23 protein-coding genes and 1 pseudogene are annotated in these 22,633 nt (G+C 51.0%); 23 read left to right on the plus strand and 1 reads right to left on the minus strand.

Translation table 11 applies throughout. The features are described 5' to 3' along the window. Positions 1–306: 306 nt before the first annotated feature. Positions 307–483, minus strand: a pseudogene (locus JOE21_RS17735) (GNAT family N-acetyltransferase); the annotation flags it as partial. A gap of 544 nt (positions 484–1,027) precedes the next feature. Here JOE21_RS17735 and JOE21_RS00825 point away from each other — a divergent pair. The 23 genes from JOE21_RS00825 (at position 1,028) to JOE21_RS00935 (ending at position 22,338) form a co-directional block, all read left to right on the plus strand. After that, positions 1,028–1,462 (plus strand): ArsI/CadI family heavy metal resistance metalloenzyme, encoded by a 435-nt coding sequence (locus JOE21_RS00825; protein ID WP_309861124.1) that lies wholly within the window; start codon positions 1,028–1,030, stop codon positions 1,460–1,462. Between the two features lie 71 nt (positions 1,463–1,533). After that, the gene (locus JOE21_RS00830; RefSeq protein WP_309861127.1) at positions 1,534–1,866 is read left to right on the plus strand and encodes an ArsR/SmtB family transcription factor; all 333 of its coding nucleotides are present in this window, start codon (positions 1,534–1,536) and stop codon (positions 1,864–1,866) included. Further along, entirely contained in the window at positions 1,863–2,369 is a 507-nt protein-coding gene (locus tag JOE21_RS00835) for an arsinothricin resistance N-acetyltransferase ArsN1 family A (RefSeq protein ID WP_309861129.1), read from the plus strand. The genes JOE21_RS00830 and JOE21_RS00835 overlap by 4 nt, the downstream gene beginning before the upstream one ends. A 127-nt stretch (positions 2,370–2,496) precedes the next feature. Next, positions 2,497–2,982, plus strand: a complete 486-nt coding sequence (locus JOE21_RS00840) for a MarR family winged helix-turn-helix transcriptional regulator (protein WP_309861132.1) — start codon at positions 2,497–2,499, stop codon at positions 2,980–2,982. Next, positions 2,982–3,530, plus strand: a complete 549-nt coding sequence (locus JOE21_RS00845) for a DUF6022 family protein (RefSeq protein ID WP_309861136.1) — start codon at positions 2,982–2,984, stop codon at positions 3,528–3,530. Before JOE21_RS00840 ends, JOE21_RS00845 begins: the two co-directional genes overlap by 1 nt. A 19-nt stretch (positions 3,531–3,549) precedes the next feature. Further along, positions 3,550–3,687 carry a hypothetical protein gene (locus JOE21_RS00850; protein WP_309861139.1) on the plus strand — a complete coding sequence of 46 codons (138 nt, stop codon included), beginning with the start codon at positions 3,550–3,552 and terminating at the stop codon, positions 3,685–3,687. 85 nt (positions 3,688–3,772) lie between these two features. Then, complete coding sequence (locus tag JOE21_RS00855; protein WP_309861142.1) at positions 3,773–4,192, plus strand: CHRD domain-containing protein; 420 nt, start codon at positions 3,773–3,775, stop codon at positions 4,190–4,192. A gap of 151 nt (positions 4,193–4,343) precedes the next feature. Beyond that, on the plus strand, positions 4,344–5,486 hold the full coding sequence (locus JOE21_RS00860; RefSeq protein ID WP_309861145.1) for a phytase: 1,143 nt from the start codon (positions 4,344–4,346) through the stop codon (positions 5,484–5,486). A gap of 506 nt (positions 5,487–5,992) precedes the next feature. After that, complete coding sequence (gene topA, locus JOE21_RS00865) at positions 5,993–8,068, plus strand: type I DNA topoisomerase (RefSeq protein ID WP_309861147.1); 2,076 nt, start codon at positions 5,993–5,995, stop codon at positions 8,066–8,068. Positions 8,069–8,305: 237 nt separating this feature from the next. Then, positions 8,306–8,845, plus strand: coding sequence for an ATP-dependent protease subunit HslV (hslV, locus tag JOE21_RS00870; protein WP_309861150.1), 540 nt, complete (start codon positions 8,306–8,308; stop codon positions 8,843–8,845). A gap of 5 nt (positions 8,846–8,850) precedes the next feature. After that, the gene (gene hslU, locus JOE21_RS00875; protein ID WP_309861153.1) at positions 8,851–10,278 is read left to right on the plus strand and encodes an ATP-dependent protease ATPase subunit HslU; all 1,428 of its coding nucleotides are present in this window, start codon (positions 8,851–8,853) and stop codon (positions 10,276–10,278) included. A gap of 27 nt (positions 10,279–10,305) precedes the next feature. Then, a complete protein-coding gene (gene codY, locus JOE21_RS00880) occupies positions 10,306–11,085 on the plus strand; it encodes a GTP-sensing pleiotropic transcriptional regulator CodY (protein WP_309861156.1) in 780 nt (259 codons plus the stop codon). Positions 11,086–11,430: 345 nt separating this feature from the next. Continuing rightward, positions 11,431–12,129, plus strand: coding sequence for a 30S ribosomal protein S2 (rpsB, locus tag JOE21_RS00885; protein ID WP_309861158.1), 699 nt, complete (start codon positions 11,431–11,433; stop codon positions 12,127–12,129). Between the two features lie 85 nt (positions 12,130–12,214). Continuing rightward, complete coding sequence (tsf, locus tag JOE21_RS00890) at positions 12,215–12,865, plus strand: translation elongation factor Ts (RefSeq protein WP_309861161.1); 651 nt, start codon at positions 12,215–12,217, stop codon at positions 12,863–12,865. Positions 12,866–12,970: 105 nt separating this feature from the next. Beyond that, entirely contained in the window at positions 12,971–13,696 is a 726-nt protein-coding gene (gene pyrH, locus JOE21_RS00895) for a UMP kinase (protein WP_309861164.1), read from the plus strand. Then, entirely contained in the window at positions 13,696–14,253 is a 558-nt protein-coding gene (gene frr, locus JOE21_RS00900) for a ribosome recycling factor (protein ID WP_309861167.1), read from the plus strand. The genes pyrH and frr overlap by 1 nt, the downstream gene beginning before the upstream one ends. A 233-nt stretch (positions 14,254–14,486) precedes the next feature. Next, complete coding sequence (uppS, locus tag JOE21_RS00905; RefSeq protein ID WP_309861170.1) at positions 14,487–15,275, plus strand: undecaprenyl pyrophosphate synthase; 789 nt, start codon at positions 14,487–14,489, stop codon at positions 15,273–15,275. Positions 15,276–15,295: 20 nt separating this feature from the next. Continuing rightward, on the plus strand, positions 15,296–16,096 hold the full coding sequence (locus JOE21_RS00910) for a phosphatidate cytidylyltransferase (RefSeq protein WP_309861173.1): 801 nt from the start codon (positions 15,296–15,298) through the stop codon (positions 16,094–16,096). Positions 16,097–16,113: 17 nt separating this feature from the next. Next, positions 16,114–17,268 carry a 1-deoxy-D-xylulose-5-phosphate reductoisomerase gene (locus JOE21_RS00915; RefSeq protein ID WP_309861176.1) on the plus strand — a complete coding sequence of 385 codons (1,155 nt, stop codon included), beginning with the start codon at positions 16,114–16,116 and terminating at the stop codon, positions 17,266–17,268. A 30-nt stretch (positions 17,269–17,298) separates the two neighbouring features. Beyond that, positions 17,299–18,642, plus strand: a complete 1,344-nt coding sequence (rseP, locus tag JOE21_RS00920; protein ID WP_309861179.1) for an RIP metalloprotease RseP — start codon at positions 17,299–17,301, stop codon at positions 18,640–18,642. Between the two features lie 24 nt (positions 18,643–18,666). Continuing rightward, positions 18,667–20,394, plus strand: coding sequence for a proline--tRNA ligase (locus JOE21_RS00925; RefSeq protein WP_374709289.1), 1,728 nt, complete (start codon positions 18,667–18,669; stop codon positions 20,392–20,394). Positions 20,395–20,586: 192 nt separating this feature from the next. Continuing rightward, entirely contained in the window at positions 20,587–21,285 is a 699-nt protein-coding gene (locus JOE21_RS00930) for a YiiX/YebB-like N1pC/P60 family cysteine hydrolase (protein ID WP_309861182.1), read from the plus strand. Positions 21,286–21,360: 75 nt separating this feature from the next. Beyond that, positions 21,361–22,338: a hypothetical protein gene (locus JOE21_RS00935; RefSeq protein ID WP_309861185.1), complete on the plus strand. Its 978-nt coding sequence runs from the start codon at positions 21,361–21,363 to the stop codon at positions 22,336–22,338. Positions 22,339–22,633 lie beyond the last annotated feature (295 nt).

The raw sequence follows: 22,633 nt of genomic DNA on the forward strand, positions 1-22,633 counted from the left end.
AAGTTCAGTTGGGATCGAGGTTATCGCTTAGGGTCTATCTGGTAATTCAATTTTCCGCAAGAACGAGAGAGGGTCGGTATGGCTGGCGGAGAGCCTTTGCACTCATAGAGCACAAGTCTCGCCATGGTTACTTTGTTCCCTGGTCTCGCTATGCGCTTTTTGCAACGAAACGAAGACAGCTATACCGACCCGGGATCTCGCCCGACGGATTTATCAGACACGCCCTAGTGACGGATTTTTTGAGATGAGTCGTTCATAGAGGCTTGATCATCAGCAAGCAAGGGGTTTGTTTTCCCCAGATCTCTTTCATTTCCTCAAGAACCTGAAGCCGGCTTGTTTTAAAAACTCCTCCACGTGTTGGATCAATTGGCTTCCCAGATTGCGACCTTGATACTCCCGAAGAATTGCCATCACGTAGATTTCTGCGGTGTATGTATTGTGAAAGGAGAGGGAAGTAAAGCCGACGATTCGGTCTTGATCCCATGCGCGTAAAACCGTTGCTCACGAACTGCCTTTATGTAATTTTGAATCGCTTCTTCAATGCCGAACCATTCGGGGAGTGTAGGCAAGATTATTTCAGTTACTTCCGATTTTAGATCGGGATCGTCGACCACTTTGATATCGATCATCCAATGGTTCTTTTTGTGTATGATTGCTTTTCTCTCCTTCAAAAGAAAAAACCGATACTTTGGGCTGAAGGCTTACCGATTAACCGGGTGCCTTTTTTACCTCTCCCTACTTCCATGCCTCTTCTCCGTTTTCCTCCAAACCCCTCCCACTCAAAACAATTTTTTTTGATATGTGTATTGACGAATCAAATTTATTTGATATATGCTTATATCAACAAAAGTTGATTTGAGGGGTGAGCGGCCAGGTTATTCGAATTCGTCGGATGTGCATGGAGGAAATTCGTCAAGGAGGGATCCTGGCCAGACATTGCTCCCTATATTTCGGTGAAAATGGCGAAACTGGCTGGTACACCATCCGTTTGCTGTGAAACTTGATTATTGGAAAGGGGAACCCTAACATGATTTTAAAGCCGCATGTTGCCGTTAATGTGAAAAACCTGGATGACTCCGTCGCGTTTTACCGCCATCTATTCGGGGAGGAACCGGCCAAGGTACGTCCCGGCTATGCCAAGTTTGATCTGGAAGAACCCGCTTTGAACTTTACGTTGAATGAAGGGGGAAAAACCGACGGTGGGATCAACCACCTGGGGATTCAAGTGGAGTCGACGGAAGCGGTGTTAGCCGCCAAAGAGCGGCTGAAAAACGCAGGCTTGGCCTCCTTTGACGAAATGGACACCACCTGTTGTTACGCCCGCCAGGATAAAATCTGGGTGACCAGCCCCGATGGGCATCGCTGGGAGATATTCTTTGTCAAAGAGGATGCGGAGTCGTTTGGAGAGTCACCGGATTCCGTTGAAGAGGCGAGTCCCTGTTGCACCCCCAATAAAAGCTAAGTAGATAGTCGTAAAAAAACCTGGGCATTGCCCGGGTTTTGCCCATGGTTAGAAAAATAGGAGTGATCGCGGTGGCTTGCACTCATGAACAATGGTCTCTGATCGCCCGGGCGTTGTCCGATCCGATCCGGTATCAGATTTTGGATCTCATCTCCCGGGGAAACACGGGCAAATTTACGTCATGCTGTACGATTGGTATGTGTGTCTGTGATATCCAGGAAGCCTTAGACTTGAAACAGTCGAAAGTGTCGTATCACCTGAAGGAATTGAAAAATGCGGGCCTGCTGCACGAGCGGAAGCAGGGGAAGTGGAACTATTACTCCGTCAACCAGGCCATGTTAAAGGCCTTTTGCGATGAGCTGTCTACCCGGTTTCATCTGGATGAATCGGCGGTGACCCCATGAACGATTCCTGGACGATTCGCAAGCCGCAGGAAGAGGATTGGCCACAGATCCAAACCATTTACAACCAAGGAATTGAAGATCGGGTGGCCACTTTGGAGGAACAGCCGAAAAACTTGGAGGAAGTAAAGGGCTGGTTGCACCAGCGTGCTTCCCGATACGTGGTGCTGGTCGCCCTCCATGGCGAAAAAATCCGTGGATGGGCTTCCTTGAATCCCTATTCTCACCGCTGCGCCTATGATGGAGTGGCGGATCTGTCCGTTTATGTCGAACGAACATGGAGAGGCAAGGGCGTGGGGTCCAGACTGTTACGGCAATTGGAAATCGAAGCCCAAATCCACGGTTTCCACAAAATCGTTTTATACACCTTTCCCTTTAACGGGCTTGGTCAAGGGTTGTACCGCAAGCACGGATTCAGGGAAGTGGGAACCTTTCGGAACCAAGGGAGGATAGATGGCCGTTTTGTCGACGTGATGGCGATGGAAAAATGCCTGTCCTCCGAATAAACCGAACCCTGTATCCGGGTTCGGTTTTTCCTTGTAATCACTGGCTTTTTATTCTTGGGTTGCCAAGTGTCTATTCAGATTCGGTTCTATTTGACAATAACCTGTCATTATGACATGATATTGTCATATGAATAAGCGAACCAGTAATGGAGATGCCTTCACTGAACTAGTCCTTGCAGTCTTTCACCTCAACGGCCTGTTACTGGAGGCAGGAGACCGAATCACTCAGCCTGTCGGGTTAAGCAGTGCACGCTGGCAGGTGTTGGGTGTAGTGGAACATGGCGCGATCCCGGTCGCTCACGTCGCCCGTGCGATGGGTTTGTCCCGCCAAAGCGTACAGCAGACCGCGGATGGTTTGGAAAGGGATGGTTTCATTGAGTATCGCGAAAACCCTCATCATCGCCGTGCTAAGCTCATGGTATTAACTCCCCAGGGGCGGGAAGCGCTTCAATACGTAAAACAACGGCAGGCGGATTGGGCAAATCGGATGGGAAGGAGGCATTCTTTGGAAGGCTTGCGCGATGCCGTTATGATCCTGCGTGAGGTAAGTGAAAACCTCGAACAAGATAAGCGGTCCTCACCGGATGACAAACATTCGAAAGGGGAGTCATGATGAAACAGGTGAAGCTGTTAAAGGAGTTTCTTCAGGAAGGCAAAGAGAACGGGATTGACGCGATTGCACAGTATATGGAAAGTCATATCGCTGAAAACTGGGAAAGCCTGCTTCAGAACAGACGGGATCAGCTGTTGGAAGCATACAACCAGGCAGGCGATATGGCATACGGCACCTATTTGAACCTGTTGTTTCTGCCTGTTCATCAGCAGCTTAAAGAGGCCGGATTGCGCCCTGAGCCAAGGTTTCCTGGCGATTTCGATATTTCGCGAGAATGGGGGAATAAGGAACAAACGGATCAACAGCGTTGGATGTGGAGCACCGTTTATACCATGGACGGAAAGTCTTTAGGCACCATCGTCACCATTGTGTTTCACGACCATACCCGGTTTCGCGTCCCTCGTCAGCCTCAAATCCTCGCCTTACGCGAAACGCGCAAGGAGGATGTGGTAGCGGTGCTCTCTCTCCGATCCGCTGACTTTAAGCGTGCACGCGAATTCACGGTTGAATACGAAGAATACCTGCGAAGCCAATCAAACAGAGGCTGAGGAGCCGGGAAAAAGGAAGATGCACCTTTCCGGCTATTACACCGGTCCAGCGATGGGCATGAAAGACAAGATCGGTTCTATCCAGACACATAAAAAACGAGCAGGCGCTATCGGCCTGCTCGTTTTATCAATCGATGGATCTGCCGATCTGAAATAATAGGTAGTTTAAGAGGAGCATCAGTCCAGTCAAGTTCAATCTCCCGTCATATTCTTATAGAGAAACGAGAACGGGAGGTTTATAGATGTCCCAAACATTTTTTACATTTCTGTCGGGCAAGGAAGAGGTGCCGCCAGTTCGAACCGCGGCGTTCGGTAATGCTGCATTTTTTCTGAGCAAGGATCGAAAGAAGTTGTTTTATCGGTTGCAGGTGAATCGAATTCGCCGATTGACGCAAGCTCACATTCATATCGGGCGCCGGGGGGAAAACGGGCCGGTTGTCGCCTTTTTATTTGGACCGGTACAACCGGGAATCAGCGTCGACCAGGGTGTCGTGACCGGTACCATAACGAGCGATGATTTGGTGGGACCGCTCAGGGGAGAACCCCTTGAAAGTCTGATTCAATTGATGAAAGAAGAGCGAACGTATGTCAATGTGCACACAGAACAACACCCGGCGGGGGAAATCCGTGGTCAAATTCAACCGCTGTTCCGGAAAAGGTAATCCTTCTCGGTGTGATTGGCTTTCTCCCCTGATAGGGGATTTTTTTATGAAAAAACAAAATGTTAACGGGATGCTGTCGATTTCTTTAATATGGACCCACTATAGTATGGAGAGAAAATAGATGGATGAAAAAGGGAGGAAGAAACCAAACATGCAGAAAAATGTGGTCTCTTGTCTTTTGGCCCTTTCGATGGTGTTCCACCCGTTGATCGGGACGGCAGAGGGGTGGACGGAAGCGTTTCCTGTACGGATGTTCGGTGTGGTGGAGGTAACGGCTGATGCGGAGACGGAGCCGGTGGAAAGTGAGGGGGATGCGGCGGATGACCCCGCCATCTGGGTCCATCCGGCCGATCCGGAAAAGAGTCTGCTTATCGGAACGGACAAGAAAAAAGGGATCCACCTTTACGATCTGGACGGAAAGAAAGTGGCATCGTACGATTGGGGGAAAATGAATAACGTTGACGTGCGTTACAATTTTCCGCTGGGAAAAAAGAAAGTAGATTTGGTTGCAGCTACCAACCGTACCACGAACACGGTTGATGTCTTTTCCATTTCCCCGTGGACCGGAGAATGGAAGAATATTGCGGAAAAGCCGATCCAACCGGATATGAGTGAAGTGTATGGATTCAGTCTGTACCACAGTCAGAGAAGCGGATCGTTTTATGCACTGGTGTTGGGGAAAGAAGGAGAATTTGAACAATACCGGCTGTCCGACAACGGAAAAGGCAGAGTGAAGGCCAAAAAGGTCCGGGAGTTCAAGCTGGGATCGCAAGCGGAAGGGATCGTCGCCGATGACGAATTCGGGTATCTGTACATAGCGGAAGAAGAGGTGGCGATCTGGAAATACGACGCCGAACCGGACGGGGACGGGGAGCCGACGATTGTGGACAGGGCTGACGGCAACCGTCTCCATGGGGATATCGAAGGGCTGACCCTGTACTACGGAGCAAAGGGAAACGGGTATCTGATCGCTTCCAGCCAGGGTGACGACAGCTATGCGATCTATGACCGGAAAGGGAAAAACCAATACGTCGGAAGCTTTCGTATTGTTGACGGGGATAAAACGGACGGCACGAGCGAAACGGATGGGATCGACGTCATCGGCTTCGGCTTGGGTGATCGATACCCCTACGGTCTGTTTATTGCTCAGGATGGACAAAACCGGGAAAACGGGACAATCGTCAATCAAAATTTCAAAATCGTCAAATGGGACGCCATCGCAACCTCCTTTTGTCCGGAGTTGTTGACGGATCATGGGATTAATCCGCGAAATCTGACCAAACGAAAACCCTGACATAACAACCCAAATCCCCCCATTTCACACACTTAAAGGGCGAGCCTTTCCGTCGGAAGGGCGCCTTTTTTCTTTTCATTGGAAAACGGGGTGTGCGCTTTCCATGTTGCTCCCACCACCTTTAATCTGGTATGGTACAAGAGCGATTACCATAACAGTCCGCACTCCTGGATCCGGTCATGCTTTCCGGACCTTCAGCGTGAAGGGGTAAGAAAAACAGATCGATGTACCGGATGGGGTACGAGGGCCAGTCTGGTCATTCCATTTTTCGTAAGAAAAAGGGAGGGGCGGCATGGCTTTTGGTTTGCCTATACTCAAAGAGCACCAATCTCGTCTGGGTCACTTTCGTTTCCCGGCTTCGCTATGGACTTGACCCGGGATCCGGCCCTACGGATTGTTCAGACACCCCTAGCTAAGTTCGAGTGCGGGTGAGAAGCAGGGGATTTGGACATCCTTGCATAATACCAGTATATTGAAGCGTGAGAGTGATGAGGGGAGGTCGATCGATGGCTGATTCACTCGTCATCGTCGAATCGCCCGCCAAGGCCAAAACGATCGGCAAATATTTGGGAAAAAAATATATTGTCAAGGCGTCGATGGGTCATGTGCGGGATTTGCCCAAAAGTCAATTGGGTGTGGATACGGAAAACCGATTTGAACCGAAATATATCACCATCCGTGGAAAGGGCGATGTTCTGAAGGAGTTGAGGGATGCGCGTAAAAAAGTGAAGCGCGTCTACTTGGCGGCGGACCCTGATCGGGAAGGGGAGGCGATTGCTTACCATCTCGCCCACAGCCTCAATTTGGAAGTGGACGAAGAGTGCCGGGTGGTGTTTAACGAGATTACCAAGCAGGCGGTTAAGGATGCTTTCCGTCATCCCCGCAAGATCAACATGGATTTGGTGCAGGCTCAGCAGGCCCGTCGGATCCTGGATCGGTTGGTGGGGTACGGAATCAGCCCGGTTCTGTGGAAGAAGGTAAAAAAAGGCCTCAGCGCCGGCCGGGTTCAATCCGTGGCCGTCAAGCTAATCATCGACCGTGAAAACGAGATCCGCAACTTCAAGCCGGAAGAATATTGGACGGTTACGGCGACCTTGATCACCGGCAAGGAGACCTTTGAAGCAAAGTTCCATGGATACGGCAAGAAAAAAACGGAACTGAAAAATGAACAGGATGTTCAATCCTTGCTGGAAGCGATCAAGGGTAAACGATTTATCGTCGAAGATGTGAAGAAAAGCGAACGGCGGCGCAATCCGTCGCTCCCCTTTATCACCAGCTCGCTGCAACAGGAGGCGGCGCGAAAGCTCAACTTCCGTGCAGGGAAAACGATGGCGGTCGCCCAGCAATTGTATGAAGGAGTGGATTTGGGGAAAAAAGAAGGCACCGTCGGTCTCATCACCTATATGCGTACCGATTCCACCCGGATCTCTCCAACGGCCCAGGAGGAAGCACAGGGCTATATCCGGGAAGCCTTCGGTTCCTCGTATCTTCCGGCCAAGCCGCGCACCCACAAGAAGAAGGCGGGTGCGCAGGACGCCCATGAAGCCATCCGGCCCACCTCTACTCTGCGTACGCCGGATTCCTTGAAGGGAATTCTGGGCCGTGATCAGATGCGCCTTTATAAGCTGATTTGGGAACGGTTCGTCGCCAGTCAAATGGCGCCCGCAGTACTAGATGCTGTTTCTGCTGACATCCGTGTGGGAGAGGCCCTTTTTCGGGCAACCGGATCCAAGGTGAAATTCCCCGGGTTTATGAAGGTGTACGTGGAGGGGAATGACGATAACAAAAAAGAGGAAGATAAAATGCTTCCCGCCTTGGAAGAAGGACAAACCCTGAAACGAAAGTCGATTGATCCCAAGCAGCACTTCACCCAGCCCCCGCCCCGTTATACAGAAGCGCGTTTGGTAAAGACGCTGGAGGAAAAGGGGATCGGACGACCCAGCACGTACGCCCCTACCATCGATACCATCCAAAAACGGGGATATGTCCAATTGGAGGATCGGAGGCTGATTCCCTCGGAGTTGGGGGAGATTGTCATCTCCCTGATGGAGGAGTTTTTCCCCGAGATTCTGGACGTGACGTTTACGGTGAATATGGAGGAAAAGCTGGACCATGTGGAAGAGGGAAAAGTGGACTGGGTAGAGATCCTGGAACGCTTCTATGAGAAGTTTGAAAAGCGGTTGTCCGTTGCGGAGGAAGAGATGAAAGAAGTGGAGATCAAAGATGAGGTCTCCGACGAGAACTGCGAGAAGTGCGGGCTTCCCATGGTCTATAAATTCGGCCGTTACGGCAAGTTCCTCGCCTGCTCCGGATTTCCTGACTGCCGCAATACGAAACCGATCGTCAAATCCACCGGTGTAACCTGCCCCAATTGTAAAAAAGGGGAGATTGTGGAGCGCAAGAGCAAAAAACAGCGTACGTTTTATGGTTGTAACCGGTATCCCGAATGTGAATTTGTCTCCTGGGATAAGCCGGACCCGCGTCCCTGTCCCCGCTGTGAAGGGTTGATGGTGGAGAAGCGGCGCAAAAAAGGAACCCTGATTCGCTGCACGAAATGCGACTACGAGGAGGAGAAAGGGTAAAGCCCGCAGTGGGCTTTCTCTTGAATAATAAATATCTGAATATTAAATCATATCTGGTCTCCCTGCTTGCGGGGCGGATGGCCGTATGGTACGATGAGGTGGAGTTTGGGAAGGATTGACACTTGGGCGATAACAATCCCATAACTACATACACACAGCTGCGAGTGGAATCGCTGCTTTTTTGTCTGGTCAAAATGGAGCGATCCCGTTTGGCGCAAATGGGTCAGGAGGGTTACCATGGGGACATTTCATGCGACGACGATCTTTGCGATTCAACATGAGGGAAGCGGCGCCATGGCTGGAGACGGCCAAGTCACCTTTGGGAATCAGATGGTGATGAAGCACCACGCAAAAAAGGTGCGGCGGCTTTACCGGGGAAAAATTGTGGCCGGCTTTGCCGGTTCGGTTGCAGACGCTGTCACCCTGTTTGAAAAATTTGAGGGCAAACTGGAGGAGTTTCATGGAAATCTCCCCCGTGCTGCCGTGGAGCTGGCGAAGGAGTGGCGGGCAGACAAAGTATTGCGCCGGTTGGAAGCGATGCTGATTGTGATGGATAAGGAGCATCTCTTGCTGATTTCCGGCAGCGGGGAAGTGATTGAATCCGATGACGGCATGATGGCGATTGGATCGGGAGGCAGCTTTGCCCTTTCCGCCGGCCGAGCGTTAAAGCGGCATGCATCGGAAATGTCCGCCCGAAAAATTGCCGAGGCGGCGCTGACGGTCGCCAGTGAAGTTTGTGTATTTACCAATGATCAGATTGTCGTTGAGGAGGTATGAATCAGATGGGTGCATCAGGAGCATCGGCCAGGCAGCAGTGGACACCGCGCCAAATCGTATCGGAACTGGACAAATACATTGTGGGACAGCAAGAAGCAAAACGGGCTGTGGCCGTGGCGCTCCGCAACCGCTATCGCCGTACATTGCTGCCGGATGAACTAAGAGACGAAGTGGTCCCCAAAAACATCTTGATGATCGGGCCTACGGGTGTGGGAAAGACGGAGATCGCCCGCCGCCTCGCGAAGTTGGTGGGAGCTCCCTTTGTCAAAGTGGAGGCGACCAAGTTTACTGAAGTGGGCTACGTGGGCCGGGATGTGGAATCGATGGTGCGCGATCTGGTGGAGACGGCCATCCGTATCGTTAAGGAAGAAAAGTTGGAGCAAGTAAAAGAAAAAGCGGAAGAAATGGCGGATGAGCGCATTGTTTCCATCCTGGCTCCTTCAGAAAAGGAGCAGGGAGCCCCGTTTAAGAATCCCTTGGAAATGCTTTTTCAATCCAATCAACCCGCAGGCGGCCACACCACGGATCGGGAAGAGGATGAAAAAAGACAGAAAGTCGAACAGCGGCGTCTGCAAATCCGTCGTCAACTGAAAGCCGGTATGCTGGAAGACGAGATCATCGAGATTGAAGTGGAAGATCAGCTGCCGATGCTGGACATGTTTGCCGGTTCCGGTGTGGAGCAAATGGGCATCAACATGCAAGAGATGCTGGGGCAATTCATGCCCAAGAAAACGAAGAAGCGCCGCCTGCCGGTGAAGGAAGCCCGCAAGGTGTTGATCCATGAAGAAGGCCAAAAGTTGATCGATATGGATCAGGTGCAGCAGGAGTCTTTAAGGCGGGTGGAAGAGTCCGGGATGATCTTCATCGATGAGGTTGACAAAATTGCCGGCAAAGACCAGCGGGGGGGTCCCGATGTCTCCCGTGAAGGCGTGCAGCGGGATATTTTGCCCATTGTGGAGGGCTCCACAGTGATGACCAAATACGGCCCGGTACATACGGATCATATTCTCTTTATCGCGGCCGGTGCGTTTCATATCGCCAAGCCGTCGGATATGATTCCCGAGTTGCAGGGGCGGTTCCCCATTCGAGTGGAGTTGAAAGATTTGACGGCAGAGGATTTTGTCCGCATCCTGACAGAGCCCAAAGGAGCATTGTTGAAACAATATACCGCTTTGTTGGAGACCGAGGGGATCAAGGTTACCTTTACCGATGAAGCGATCCGGGAAATCGCCCGCCTGGCGGCTGAGGTAAACCGCGGCACCGAAAATATCGGAGCCCGCCGCCTCCATACGATGTTGGAGCGCTTGCTGGAGGAGCTTTCCTTTGAATCGCCGGACATCACTTTGGAGGAGATCCAGATCACCCCCAACTATGTACGAGAACGGCTGGGAGATATCGTGGATAACTTGGATTTAAGCCAGTATATTCTATAAGAGATGATGAACCGGAGGGGGTTGATTATGGACTTATTAACCAAAGCGCGGGAGATTCATCGTCTCCTGCTGACCACCGGGGGACAAGCCGTCAGTTTTCAGGAAATGGCCCAGGTGTTGCGGGATGTGATCGTGGCTAACATTTATGTGATCAGCCGTAAGGGAAAAGTGTTGGGATATGCCGATGTCCAATTGGATCCCGCAGATGGTTTGTACCGTGATGTGGCCAAGCAGGGACGGGTACCGGAAGAGTATAACACCCGCCTGAAGAAAGTGACGGAGACCATCGCCAACCAGGATGAAGGAAGTGAAATCAGCTTTACCCACCATGTAGGGGATGGTCATGAACATCGTTATACTACGGTCGTTCCCGTCATTGGAGGCGGAGAGCGGCTGGGGACTCTCTTGTTGACCCGCTTTGACGAACCTTTTATCGATGACGATCTAATCCTGGCGGAGTACGGGGCAACCGTCGTCGGAATGGAGATCATCCAGGTGAAGGCGGAAGAAGCGGAGGAAGAAGCGCGCAACCGAGCCATGGTCCAGTTGGCTGTCGACTCCCTCTCTTACAGTGAGATGGAAGCGGTTATACACATTTTTGATGAGCTGGACGGGGAAGAAGGGATCCTCGTTGCCAGCAAGGTGGCTGACCGGGTGGGCATCACCCGCTCCGTCATCGTCAATGCCTTGCGCAAACTGGAGAGCGCCGGTGTCATCGATTCTCGTTCACTGGGTATGAAAGGAACCCACATCAAAGTCCTCAATGACCAATGGCTGCCTGCGCTGCAAAAGATCAAAGGAGCGTAAGGGCACACGTCTATTACCTTTCTACCATTATGAATCATGTTTTCATGAAAGGGAGGCTTGGTTTTCCGGCGGCGTGACTTGCCATGCATTGGAACTTAAGACGGAAAACCAAGCCGACCGACCCCTCAGCGTGAAGGGTCAAGAAAACGTATTACCTCATGGGGGACTGGTGAACAGATCTGATCCATATGAGGAAAAGAACTTGCTTCACCACTTTCGCTTGTGGTATATTATCAAATGGTGTAAACACACACGCCGGTGGATGGATTCCGGGCGGTGCCGAATGGTCGGTTCCGGTTCCACAGGAAGCTGGCGGAGGCTAAAACCCAAAGGAGGCATGTATCCATGGCTGTCGTATCCATGAAACAGCTTTTGGAAGCGGGTGTTCACTTCGGGCACCAGACCCGTCGTTGGAACCCCAAGATGGAGAAGTATATTTTTACAGAACGGAACGGGATCTACATCATCGACCTGCAAAAAACGGTCAAAATGATGGAAGACACCTACAACTACGTGCGTGACCTGGCATCCCAGGGGGGCAACCTGCTCTTCGTCGGAACGAAGAAACAAGCCCAAGACGCCGTGAAAGAAGAAGCCGAGCGGTCCGGCATGTTCTATGTCAACCATCGCTGGCTGGGTGGCACGCTGACCAACTTCCAGACGATCCGCAAACGGATCAACCGGCTGCACAAGTTGGAGGCAATGGAAGAAGACGGTACCTTTGACGTGTTACCTAAAAAAGAAGTGGTTATGCTGAAGAAGGAACAAGCCCGTCTGGAGAAATTCCTCGGCGGTATCAAGCATATGAAAAAACTTCCCGACGCGGTCTTCATCATCGACCCGCGTAAGGAGCGGATTGCAGTGGCGGAAGCCCGCAAGCTAGGTATCCCGATCATTGCGATTGTCGATACCAACTGCGATCCCGATGAGATCGATCACATCATTCCCGGCAACGATGACGCCATCCGCGCCGTTCGCCTCTTTACTTCGAAAATGGCGGATGCCGTCCTGGAAGGGAAACAGGGAGAACAAACTGCGTCCTGAGTGAACGCAAAAGGGGTGGCCACGGGATGCGTGACCACCCTTTTTTTCTACGATATCTCTTGAATTACGCGAGGAGGAATGGACCATGGCGATCTCCGCCGCTCAAGTAAAAGAACTGCGAGAAAAAACAGGCGCAGGCATGATGGACTGCAAAAAGGTGTTAACCGAAACCGACGGCGATATGGAAAGAGCAATGGAACTGCTCAGGGAAAAAGGGTTGGCCAAAGCGGAAAAGAAAGCGGACCGTATCGCAGCTGAAGGCGTCGTGGAATCTTACATACACGCTGGCGGACGCATCGGGGTGCTGGTGGAAGTCAACTGTGAGACCGATTTCGTGGGTAAAACCGATGAATTCCGTTCGTTTGTCAAAGACGTGGCGATGCAGATTGCCGCGATGAACCCGCAATACGTGCGCCGGGAGGAAGTGCCGGAGGCAGAGGTGGAGAAAGAGCGGGAGATCTTGCGCAACCAGGCACTTCAGGAAGGCAAGCCGGAACATATTGTCGATAAAATGGTGGAAGGGCGCCTGGGCAAATTTTATGAGCGGGTTTGCTTGTTGGAGCAGCCTTACATTAAAGACGGCGACAAGACGATTGATGAGTTGGTAAAGGAGAAAATCGCCAAAATCGGTGAAAATATTTCTGTTCGTCGTTTTGTTCGATATGAACTGGGCGAGGGGTTGGAAAAGCGGGAAGACGACTTTGTCCAAGAAGTCATGTCCCAAGTCAACCAGTAAAAGAGGTTAGGGGAACACGGCGTGTTCCCTTTTTTTGCACGGGGGTGAAGAGGAATCCCCCTGCCTGTGTCGAATTGCATTACCGGGTGGAAACGGGGGATTGAAATGGAAGGTCCGAGGTTTAAACGGGTTGTGATGAAGTTGAGCGGGGAGGCGCTGGCCGGGGGACAGGGATATGGGATTGACCCCAATGTCATCGGCTCCATCGCGAAGCAATTGAAAGAAGTTGTCGAGCTCGGGGTGGAAGCGGCCATCGTCGTCGGAGGGGGGAATATCTGGCGTGGAATGGCGGGCAGTGCCAAAGGAATGGATCGGGCGACTGCAGACTATATGGGCATGTTGGCCACGGTCATGAACTCGCTGGCTTTGCAGGATGCATTGGAAACAGCGGGAGTACCCACTCGCGTCCAGACATCGATCGAAATGCGCCAAGTGGCGGAGCCCTATATCCGCCGTCGTGCCATTCGCCACCTGGAGAAAGGAAGAGTCGTTATTTTCGCATCCGGTACGGGTAACCCCTACTTTTCCACGGATACGACGGCGGCGCTTCGGGCAGCGGAGATCGAAGCCGAAGTGATCCTGATGGCCAAGAATAAGGTGGACGGTGTTTATTCCGCCGATCCGAGCCGAGACCCCGATGCAGTCAAATACGATTCTCTGACCTATATGGACATGCTGAGCCAGGGTTTGGGAGTGATGGATTCGACCGCATCGACCCTCTGCATGGATAACGACATTCCGTTGATCGTCTTTAACATTGAAGGAGACGGGAACATCCGTCGCGTGATTATGGGAGAACAAATTGGTACCGTAGTGAGGGGGAATGCGTAATGAATTCCGGTCTAAAACAAGATACAACGACACGGATGGAAAAAACGATCCAGGCTCTGAAACGAGATTTAGCGTCTCTGCGAGCGGGCCGTGCCACTCCTTCTTTGCTGGAGAAAGTGACGGTGGAGTATTATGGCAGTGAGATGCCGATTAACCAAATGGCTAACGTATCCGTACCGGAACCGCGTTTATTGGTGATTCAGCCTTGGGACAAGTCGGCATTGGCAGAGATTGAACGGGCCATTCTCAAGTCGGAGCTGGGGTTGACACCAACCAACGATGGAAACCTGATCCGGATTTCCATTCCGGCACTGACCGAGGAACGGCGGGCTGAGTTGGTCAAAGTGGTGAAAAAGACTGGGGAAGAAGCAAAAGTGGCGATTCGCAACATCCGCCGGGATGCCAATGAAGAAGTGAAAAAGATGGAGAAGAACGGTGAACTTTCCGAAGATGAATTGCGTCGCTCCCAGGATGAGATTCAAAAGTTGACCGACCGTTTCATTAAGGAAGCGGATCAGGTGGTGGAAGACAAAGAAAAAGAAGTGATGGAAGTGTAAGCTGCTTATCGATTCAACCCCCTTCCCGGGAAGGGGGTTTTGTTTTATACGTCGCTGTCAGACAAGGGTCGGTCACTCTTTTTAAGTAGAAAAGACAGAGGAAATCAGGCATACTATAAGATGCAAGGCGGTATTTCGCGTCCCGGGGCGGGACCGCGCGCTGCCGGGACCGGGACTTTTCGACAGACAAATAATACGGGTTTTCATCCGGGTAGGAACGCGGGGGAATGACAATGATTCAAAGGTTGAAGAAATGGTTGGTCGGGTATCAGTCCGCTCCCGGCACAGATGACGAAAAGTGGATCCCTCGTTTACAGGAGGGACCGATCCCTAAGCATGTGGCTATTATCATGGATGGCAATGGAAGATGGGCGAAGAAGAGAGGGATGCCCCGGGTGGCGGGACACCGCGCCGGAATGAAGAGTGTCCGCAATGTTACTCGTGCGGCAGATGATTTGGGAGAAATCGAGGCGCTCACCCTCTATTCTTTTTCAACAGAAAATTGGAAGCGTCCCAAGGACGAAGTCAACTTTTTGATGAGTCTGCCTGAGGAGTTTATCCGTACGGATTTGGATGAGTTGGTGGAACGGAATATTCAAGTTCGGATGTTGGGGAACAAGGAAGGTCTTCCGGCCCATACGTTGGAAGCGATCGGAAAATTTGAGGAAGCAACCGCCGACAACACGGGGATGATCCTCAATTTCGCGATGAATTACGGTTCCCGCTTCGAGATCATTGAAGCTACCCGAAGGATTATAGATGAGGTAAAATCGGGCAAGCTGGATAGGGACGATGTGGACGAAAATGTGTTTAATGAATTTTTGTTAACAGCCACATTGCCCGAGCCGGACTTGATGATCCGAACGAGCGGGGAAGTGCGCATCAGCAATTTTATGTTATGGCAACTGGCATACAGCGAGCTTTGGTTTACGGATGTACATTGGCCGGACTTCGGTCGGGAGAAGTTTTTTGAGGCGATCCAAGATTTTCAGCGCCGCTCGCGCCGATATGGGGCGGTGTGACGGAGACAGGTGAAAAGTGGATGAAACAGCGGATTGTGACGGGGGTGTTAGGAGGTGGCTTGTTTCTTGCCGTATTGGCGGTGGGAGGCTGGCCATATGCGCTGATGGTGACCGTTTTGGCCACCATTGGCTATGTGGAGTTTTGCCGAATGAAGGGAATTCGCTGGAGCCGTCCCCAGGCTTGGGCCGGTTTCGCTACCTTGTGGCTCATCCTGTTGACGGGATTGTCTGAACAGGCGTATCTGCCAATCGGTGGGATCTTGGAACATCCGACCAACATTCTCGCCGGGATGATCCTGTTTTTTCTATGGATGGTGGCAAGTCGCAACCACTTTACGATCGGTGAGCTCGCCTATTTGTTTTTAGGGTCCTTATACATAGGTTATGGCTTTTCCTACATGATCCAGGCCCGCTTGATTACCGATGGCCTGGCATGGTCCCTGCTGGCGGTGTTGGTTACTTTCGCCAGTGACACAGGCGCTTATTTCATAGGAAAGCGGCTGGGGAATCGCAAACTGTGGCCTTCCATCAGTCCCAACAAAACAGTGGAGGGATCCTTAGGAGGCATACTGGCTTCTCTATTGGTCAGTGTCGCTGTGGCCCTGATATTCCCCCAACTGGGGACGGTTGCCTTTGTGGTGGCCGTCGGTTTGTTGATCGGTGTGGCCGGTCAGTTCGGCGATTTGATCGAGTCGGCGATCAAACGGTCAGCGGGGGTGAAAGATTCGGGTGCGTTGTTACCAGGACACGGAGGCGTGCTGGATCGCTTTGACAGCCTGCTGTTGGTGTTCCCTGTGCTCCATCTGGCACAATTGATCTAGGGAGGGAAACTGGAGAGATGAAAACAATCGCGATCCTGGGATCCACCGGTTCCATCGGCCGCAATACATTGGAGGTCGTCAAGCAGCATCCGGACCGTTTTCAGGTGACGGCATTGGCGGCAGGGAGCAATGCGGACGAGATGGTGAAGCAGGTGGAAACGTTCCGGCCGAAAATAGTATCCATGGCGACGGAACAGGCGGCGCAGCAGGTACGGGAGCGTGCCTCCTATCCGGTGGATGTGATCAGCGGGGAAGCCGGCCTGTTGGAGGTAGCGGCTCATTCAGATGCCAGTGATGTCATGTCGGCTCTGGTGGGCAGTCGTGGTCTTCCTCCTACCTTGGCGGCTATTCGGGCCGGTAAAACGATTCATTTGGCTAACAAAGAAACCCTGGTGATGGCGGGAGCCATCGTCATGGCGGAAGCGAAGCGGCATGGTGTGGCTATTTTGCCCGTGGACAGCGAGCATTCGGCCATTTTTCAATGCTTAAACGGTGAGCGGAAGCGGGATGTCCGTCGATTGATTGTAACCGCCTCCGGAGGGGCTTTCCGGGATTGGTCCCGGAAACAACTGGCCCATGCCACACGGGAGCAGGCTTTAACCCATCCCAATTGGTCGATGGGGGCCAAAGTGACCATCGATTCGGCCACCATGATGAACAAGGGGCTGGAAGTGATGGAGGCGCGATGGTTATTTGATCTTTCCTACGATCAAATCGACGTACTCATCCATCCGGAAAGTATCATCCACTCCATGGTGGAGTTTGAGGATGGAGCTGTTATGGCTCAGCTGGGTACGCCGGACATGAAGGGTCCGATCCAATATGCGCTTAGTTATCCGGAGCGATGGCCGCTGGAAACGAAGCGGTTAAATCTGGCCGAAGTGGGTCGGCTCCATTTCCGGGAAGCGGATATGGAACGATACCCCTGCCTGCGTATGGCTTATGAAGCAGGTCGTGCCGGCGGGACCGTCCCCACGGTCCTCAATGCAGCCAATGAGGTGGCAGTGGAGCGTTTTTTGGACGGAGAGATCACGTTTTTGGAGATCGAGTCTATGATCGAAGAGGTGCTTTCTCGGCATATTCCCCAGGCCAACCCGGATCTGGAAGCCTTATTTGAAGCAGATCGGTGGGCGCGGGAGGCTGCGCGCCGTTGTGGGGCCCAGGCGGGCTGACCCTGGGATCAATCGAGGCGGTGATAGGTAGTGTTTCAAACGATCATTTCCTTTATATTGGTGATTAGTGTATTGGTGTTCATCCATGAGCTGGGTCATTTTCTTTTCGCCAAACGGGCGGGAATCCTGGTACGAGAGTTCGCGATTGGATTTGGTCCGAAAATATTTTCTGTTTTTCGGGGAGAAACGCTGTACTCCATCCGCATTTTGCCCTTAGGCGGGTATGTGCGCATGGCAGGAGAAGACCCGGAGATTGTGGAGTTGAAGACCGGAACGCAGCTGATTCTGGACAAAGATGAGGACGGACGCGTGCTGCGGATCCGTGCCCCCAAGCCCGCAGTGGGAGGGGCCGGGGTGGAGGAGCCTCTTGTGGAAACGGGGGATCCGGAAGCGGATGATTTGCCCGCGCACCTTCCGTCCAGGGCTTCCACGTCGGGTGGGAAGCTCTTAGAAGTTGATTTGGAAGATCGCTTATTCGTGCTGGTGGAAGATGAATCCGGCCGAGAAGTGCGGCATGATGTCCATCCGCAGGCGGTTATCCAGTATGACGAGCAAAACATGATTCAAATTGCCCCGTTGGATCGACAGTTCGGATCCAAGTCGATCCTAGATCGGTTTCTGACGATTGCTGCCGGACCGGTGTTCAACTTCATCCTCACCATTATCCTGGTGGCGGTCGTAACGATGTTCATCGGTTTGGAGACACGAGTATCCATCAATGGTGTGGTGGAAAACTCACCGGCGCAAGAGGCGGGAATCAAGGCGGGGGACATTGTCCGGGAGATTGAAGGAAAGCCTGTGACCAGCACCACCGACATTCGCATCCCGCTGGTGGAATCACAGGGCGAGCCGGTGGATATGGTGTTGGAACGGGCAAACCAACCCTATGAGACTCGTATCCAACCGGAGTTGTCCGAGGACGCCGAGACGTATCTGATCGGGATCGAGATGAAGCAAGAGATGCGGGATGCTACGCTGTCGGAATCCGTGGTGCAAGGCTTCACGGGGTCCTATAACATGGCGGTGGTTCTGTTCCGCAGTCTGGGGCAACTGATCACCGGCAAGGTGGGGATCGATAACCTGGCGGGACCGGTGGGGATCGCTGATATTACGGGACAAGCTGCCGAAGCGGGATGGATCGCTTTGTTGCGTTTGACGGCCATATTAAGCCTCAACCTGGGGATTCTCAATCTGCTTCCGATTCCGGCCCTGGATGGAAGCCGGTTGGTGTTTATCCTGTTGGAGGCGGTGCGGGGACGGCCGATTGATCCCAATAAGGAGAGTATGGTTCACTTTGTCGGATTTGCTTTGTTAATGATGTTGATGCTGTTTGTTACCTACAATGATATCGTTCGGCTCTTTTTCAATGGATGAATGGGAAGTCGAGGGGGAGGAACCGTGAGACAACAGACCATGCTGGCTCCCACCCTGCGTGAAGTGGGAGCGGAAGCGGAGATGGCCAGCCATCGGCTGATGCTGCGGGCGGGGTTGATCCGCCAACTGGCGTCGGGGGTGTACACCTACTTGCCGCTGGGCTACCGGTCGCTCCGCAAGGTGGAGCAAATTGTCCGGGAAGAGATGGACCGGATCGGTGCTCAAGAAGTATTGATGCCGGCGATGAATCCGGCGGAACTGTGGGAAGAGACGGGCCGTTGGGATACTTACGGCCCGGAATTGGTCACTCTGAAGGACCGGCATGAACGAAAGTTTTTGCTGGGACCGACACATGAAGAGGTGATCACGGATCTGATGCGGAATGAGGTTAATTCTTATAAAAAACTGCCGATGTCCCTGTATCAGATCCAGACCAAATTCCGGGATGAGCGGCGTCCCCGTTCCGGTTTGCTGCGGGGACGGGAATTTTTAATGAAGGATGCCTATTCCTTTCATGCCGACCGGGAGTCGCTGGATGCGACCTATCAGGATATGGTTGATGCTTATGTCCGCATCTTCACCCGGTTGGGCCTCGATTTTAGGGCAGTGGAAGCCGACTCCGGTGCCATTGGCGGCAAGGAGAGCCATGAATTTATGGTGCTGTCCGAATCCGGCGAGGATACACTTGCCATCTGCGGGGGCTGTGACTACGCGGCCAACATTGAGACGGCACAGGCGGGATCAACAAAAGGGGATTCGCCTGGAGAAGCGGATCCGGAGCAGGTGCCGCAGCCTGAAAAGGTGGCAACACCGGGGAAATCCACCATCCTTGAGGTGGCATCCCACTTAAACGTGCCTTCGGAACGCCTGATTAAAAGCTTGCTGTTTCAGGTGGATGGCGAGCCGGTGCTGGTGTTGGTGCGGGGAGATGATGAAGCCAACGAGGTGAAGGTGAAAAACGCCCTGGGCGCTACGGAGGTGGAGCTGGCCGATGAGGCGACGGTGCTTCGTGTCACCGGAGCTCCGGCAGGTTTCGCCGGTCCGGTCGGGTTAAAAGAAACGGTCCGCATCGTGGCTGACGAAGCGGTACAGGGCTTGTACGATGGGGTAGTCGGAGCCAACGAACCGGACGCTCACCTTATTCATGTCAATCCGGGACGTGATTTCCAGGTGGATCAAGTTGCCGACATCCGTACCGTGAAGGAAGGAGATCCCTGTCCGCGCTGCGGGGGTGTGATCCGTTTCACCCGCGGAATCGAGGTGGGGCACGTGTTCAAATTGGGCACAAAGTACAGTGATGCCATGCGTGGCACATTCCTGGATGGCGAAGGAAAGGAACGCTCCTTTATCATGGGGTGTTACGGGATCGGCATTTCCCGGGTGGCGGCGGCCATCGTCGAGCAGCATCACGATGAAAACGGCATCCGTTGGCCGTTGGCGGCTGCGCCGTTCCAGGTCCATCTGATTGTGGTCAACGCCAAAAAGGAAGAACAGGCAAGGCTGGCCAATCAGCTGTACGAACAATTGAAAGATGCCGGTATAGAGGTATTGTTTGACGATCGTGCCGAGCGGGCTGGTGTCAAATTTAAGGATTCCGACTTGATTGGAATCCCGCTTCGGGTCATTGTCGGCGGCAAGGCCGCGGAAGGATTGGTGGAATACAAATTCCGCCGCTCCGGTGAAAGCGGTGATCTGTCTGCGGAAGAATGGATGGTCAAGCTGCCGGAGCTGTTGAAACGGGTGGATGGTTGACCCGCATATGTGGAAGAAAAACGGAGCCCTTGTGATCCAAGCGGCTCCGTTTTTGGTTTGTAGGGGAAGCAGGTTTCGATGATTTGCTTCATAGAATCTCCTTTGTGTCAGTGTTTGAAATTATTGAAATAATAGGTTATATAGGATATAATTCCCATGAAAGAAAATTTGAATTAAAGGAAGTGTTTTGAAATGAGGGCAATGAAGCTTTTGTGTTTAATTGCTTTGGTTTTCTCGTTGTTTTTTGTAGGTGAAAACTTTACTTTTGCTTCCGATGAAGAAGAGATCACTTTAACTCCCGAACAGCAAAAAGAAGTAGAAGAAGCAAAAAAGCGTACACAAGAAGTGTTGCAGAACTCAGACGATGAGATTGATACCGAGGAAGTTGAAAAAATAGCCAAACTGAAGGGCGTTTCCTCAGATATCTACTCTCAAGACAACTCTACTTCGGCAGTTGGAACATATGGAGATATTTTAGTAACCCTGTCCACCTCAAGCTCTGATTCATCTGCCTGGGCTGGTGGACATGCAGGAGTTGTTTCTGAAGTGAGTGGGTATGTAGTGGAAATTTTCGGGAATAGAGGGAAGTTAAATGGGGTTAGACACTGGAAAAATAATTGGAATACACGCTATTCTCATGTAAGAGGTTTGTACGTCAAAGGGGCTAGTGGTTCTGAATACAGTTATGCGGCATCGTATGCAAGAAACAAAATTGGAAAGTCTTATAATTATAACTTCTTCAATAAGAAAACAACAAAAAGATTCTATTGTTCCCAATTAGCATGGAGAGCATGGTATAACAAGGGGTATGATTTAGACAATGGGGGCGCAGTGTGGCCTGTAAACCTTATTGACAGCTCGAAAACAGGTGTATTTTATAAAAAAGGATAAATAAGATGTAAGGCGGATAAGAGATCGCCTGGGTTTTTTATCCGCCTTTTTTAATATGGAGGGAGAGATGAGAATATGAACAGAATGAGTGGTTGGTTAATAATAATGTTACTAATTCTCACGTCATGTTCATCCAGCGATATTGAGATAAAAAGAGGTTTGATCGGAATAATATATACAGATGCATTGAAGGATGATAGTGAGTTTGTAACTTTTGATAAAAACGGAAATGAATATTCAAATGCCCGATTGAAAGAGATGGGCATTTTCGAAATAGAACAAAATGAAGCTGGCGACATCATTCTTCCAGTTCAATTTGGCGATTCGGTCATAAATATCAATTCTTCGGGGAAGATTACTTCTAATAAAACGTTAGAGTTTCCCCTTTTTGTTCGTGAAGAAAATGGACTTAGGATATCTACATATAATACTCACCTGGATTATGGTACACTTGAAATCGTAAACGGAAAACAATCAAAGCAAATTAAACTGGACGGCTTTTTGCGTATTGCAACATCTGATTCAAACAATATTTATGTATTCGCTACAATCATTGATAAGGCACAACCTGTTTTTTATGTGATTGACAGAAAAAACAATGAATTAGATAAGCAGATCCCACTAAAAATCGATCTGGCTAACGATTTAAAACTCATTGAAAATACATTATTAATTGGTTCCACTGATGATCAAAACAAAATCGCTATGGTTAATACTAAGAACTGGAAAGTGGAATATTTGGAACTCCCTTTCGATAAACCGGAATACTTCATAGAAGAAACGGATACAATTGTTGTGACTCACCAAAATCAAAAAAATGTAAGTATTCTTAATAAGGATACATTAGATCTACAAACTACCAAGAAAATCAAATTCCCCGTTTTTAAAGTTGATAGCGATGAGAACCATTATTACTTTTTGACGCAGAGAGACAACAAAGACAGTGCTGGGGTGGTTTGTGTTTATGATAAAAGCAATTGGGAGTTGGTCGATACAATTACACTACCTGTGAAAAGAAATACTCTTGTTCAAGATATAAAAATCATCCAATAATAGAGGTGAAACAATGCAAAGCATATTCATCGTGTTGTTTTTAGTAAATCCTACTTTGGCGATAATCTCTGGAATATTCATGGCTAGAATGACCTCCAACCATACGATATTAATTATATCATCGCTTATTGTAGTCGCTGTTTGCTTTTTCATCTCTTGGGTCTTTGGAATCGATTCCGTTGAGATTACAAGTTTCTACGTCGTATATGTTTGCCTGCACATTGCGTTTTACTTCATTACCTATTTACTTAAAAGAACCGGACAGGGGTAAGTATACAACCCTGTCCGGTTCTTT

The organism is Desmospora profundinema (genome assembly GCF_031454155.1).
Taxonomy (GTDB): domain Bacteria; phylum Bacillota; class Bacilli; order Thermoactinomycetales; family DSM-45169; genus Desmospora; species Desmospora profundinema.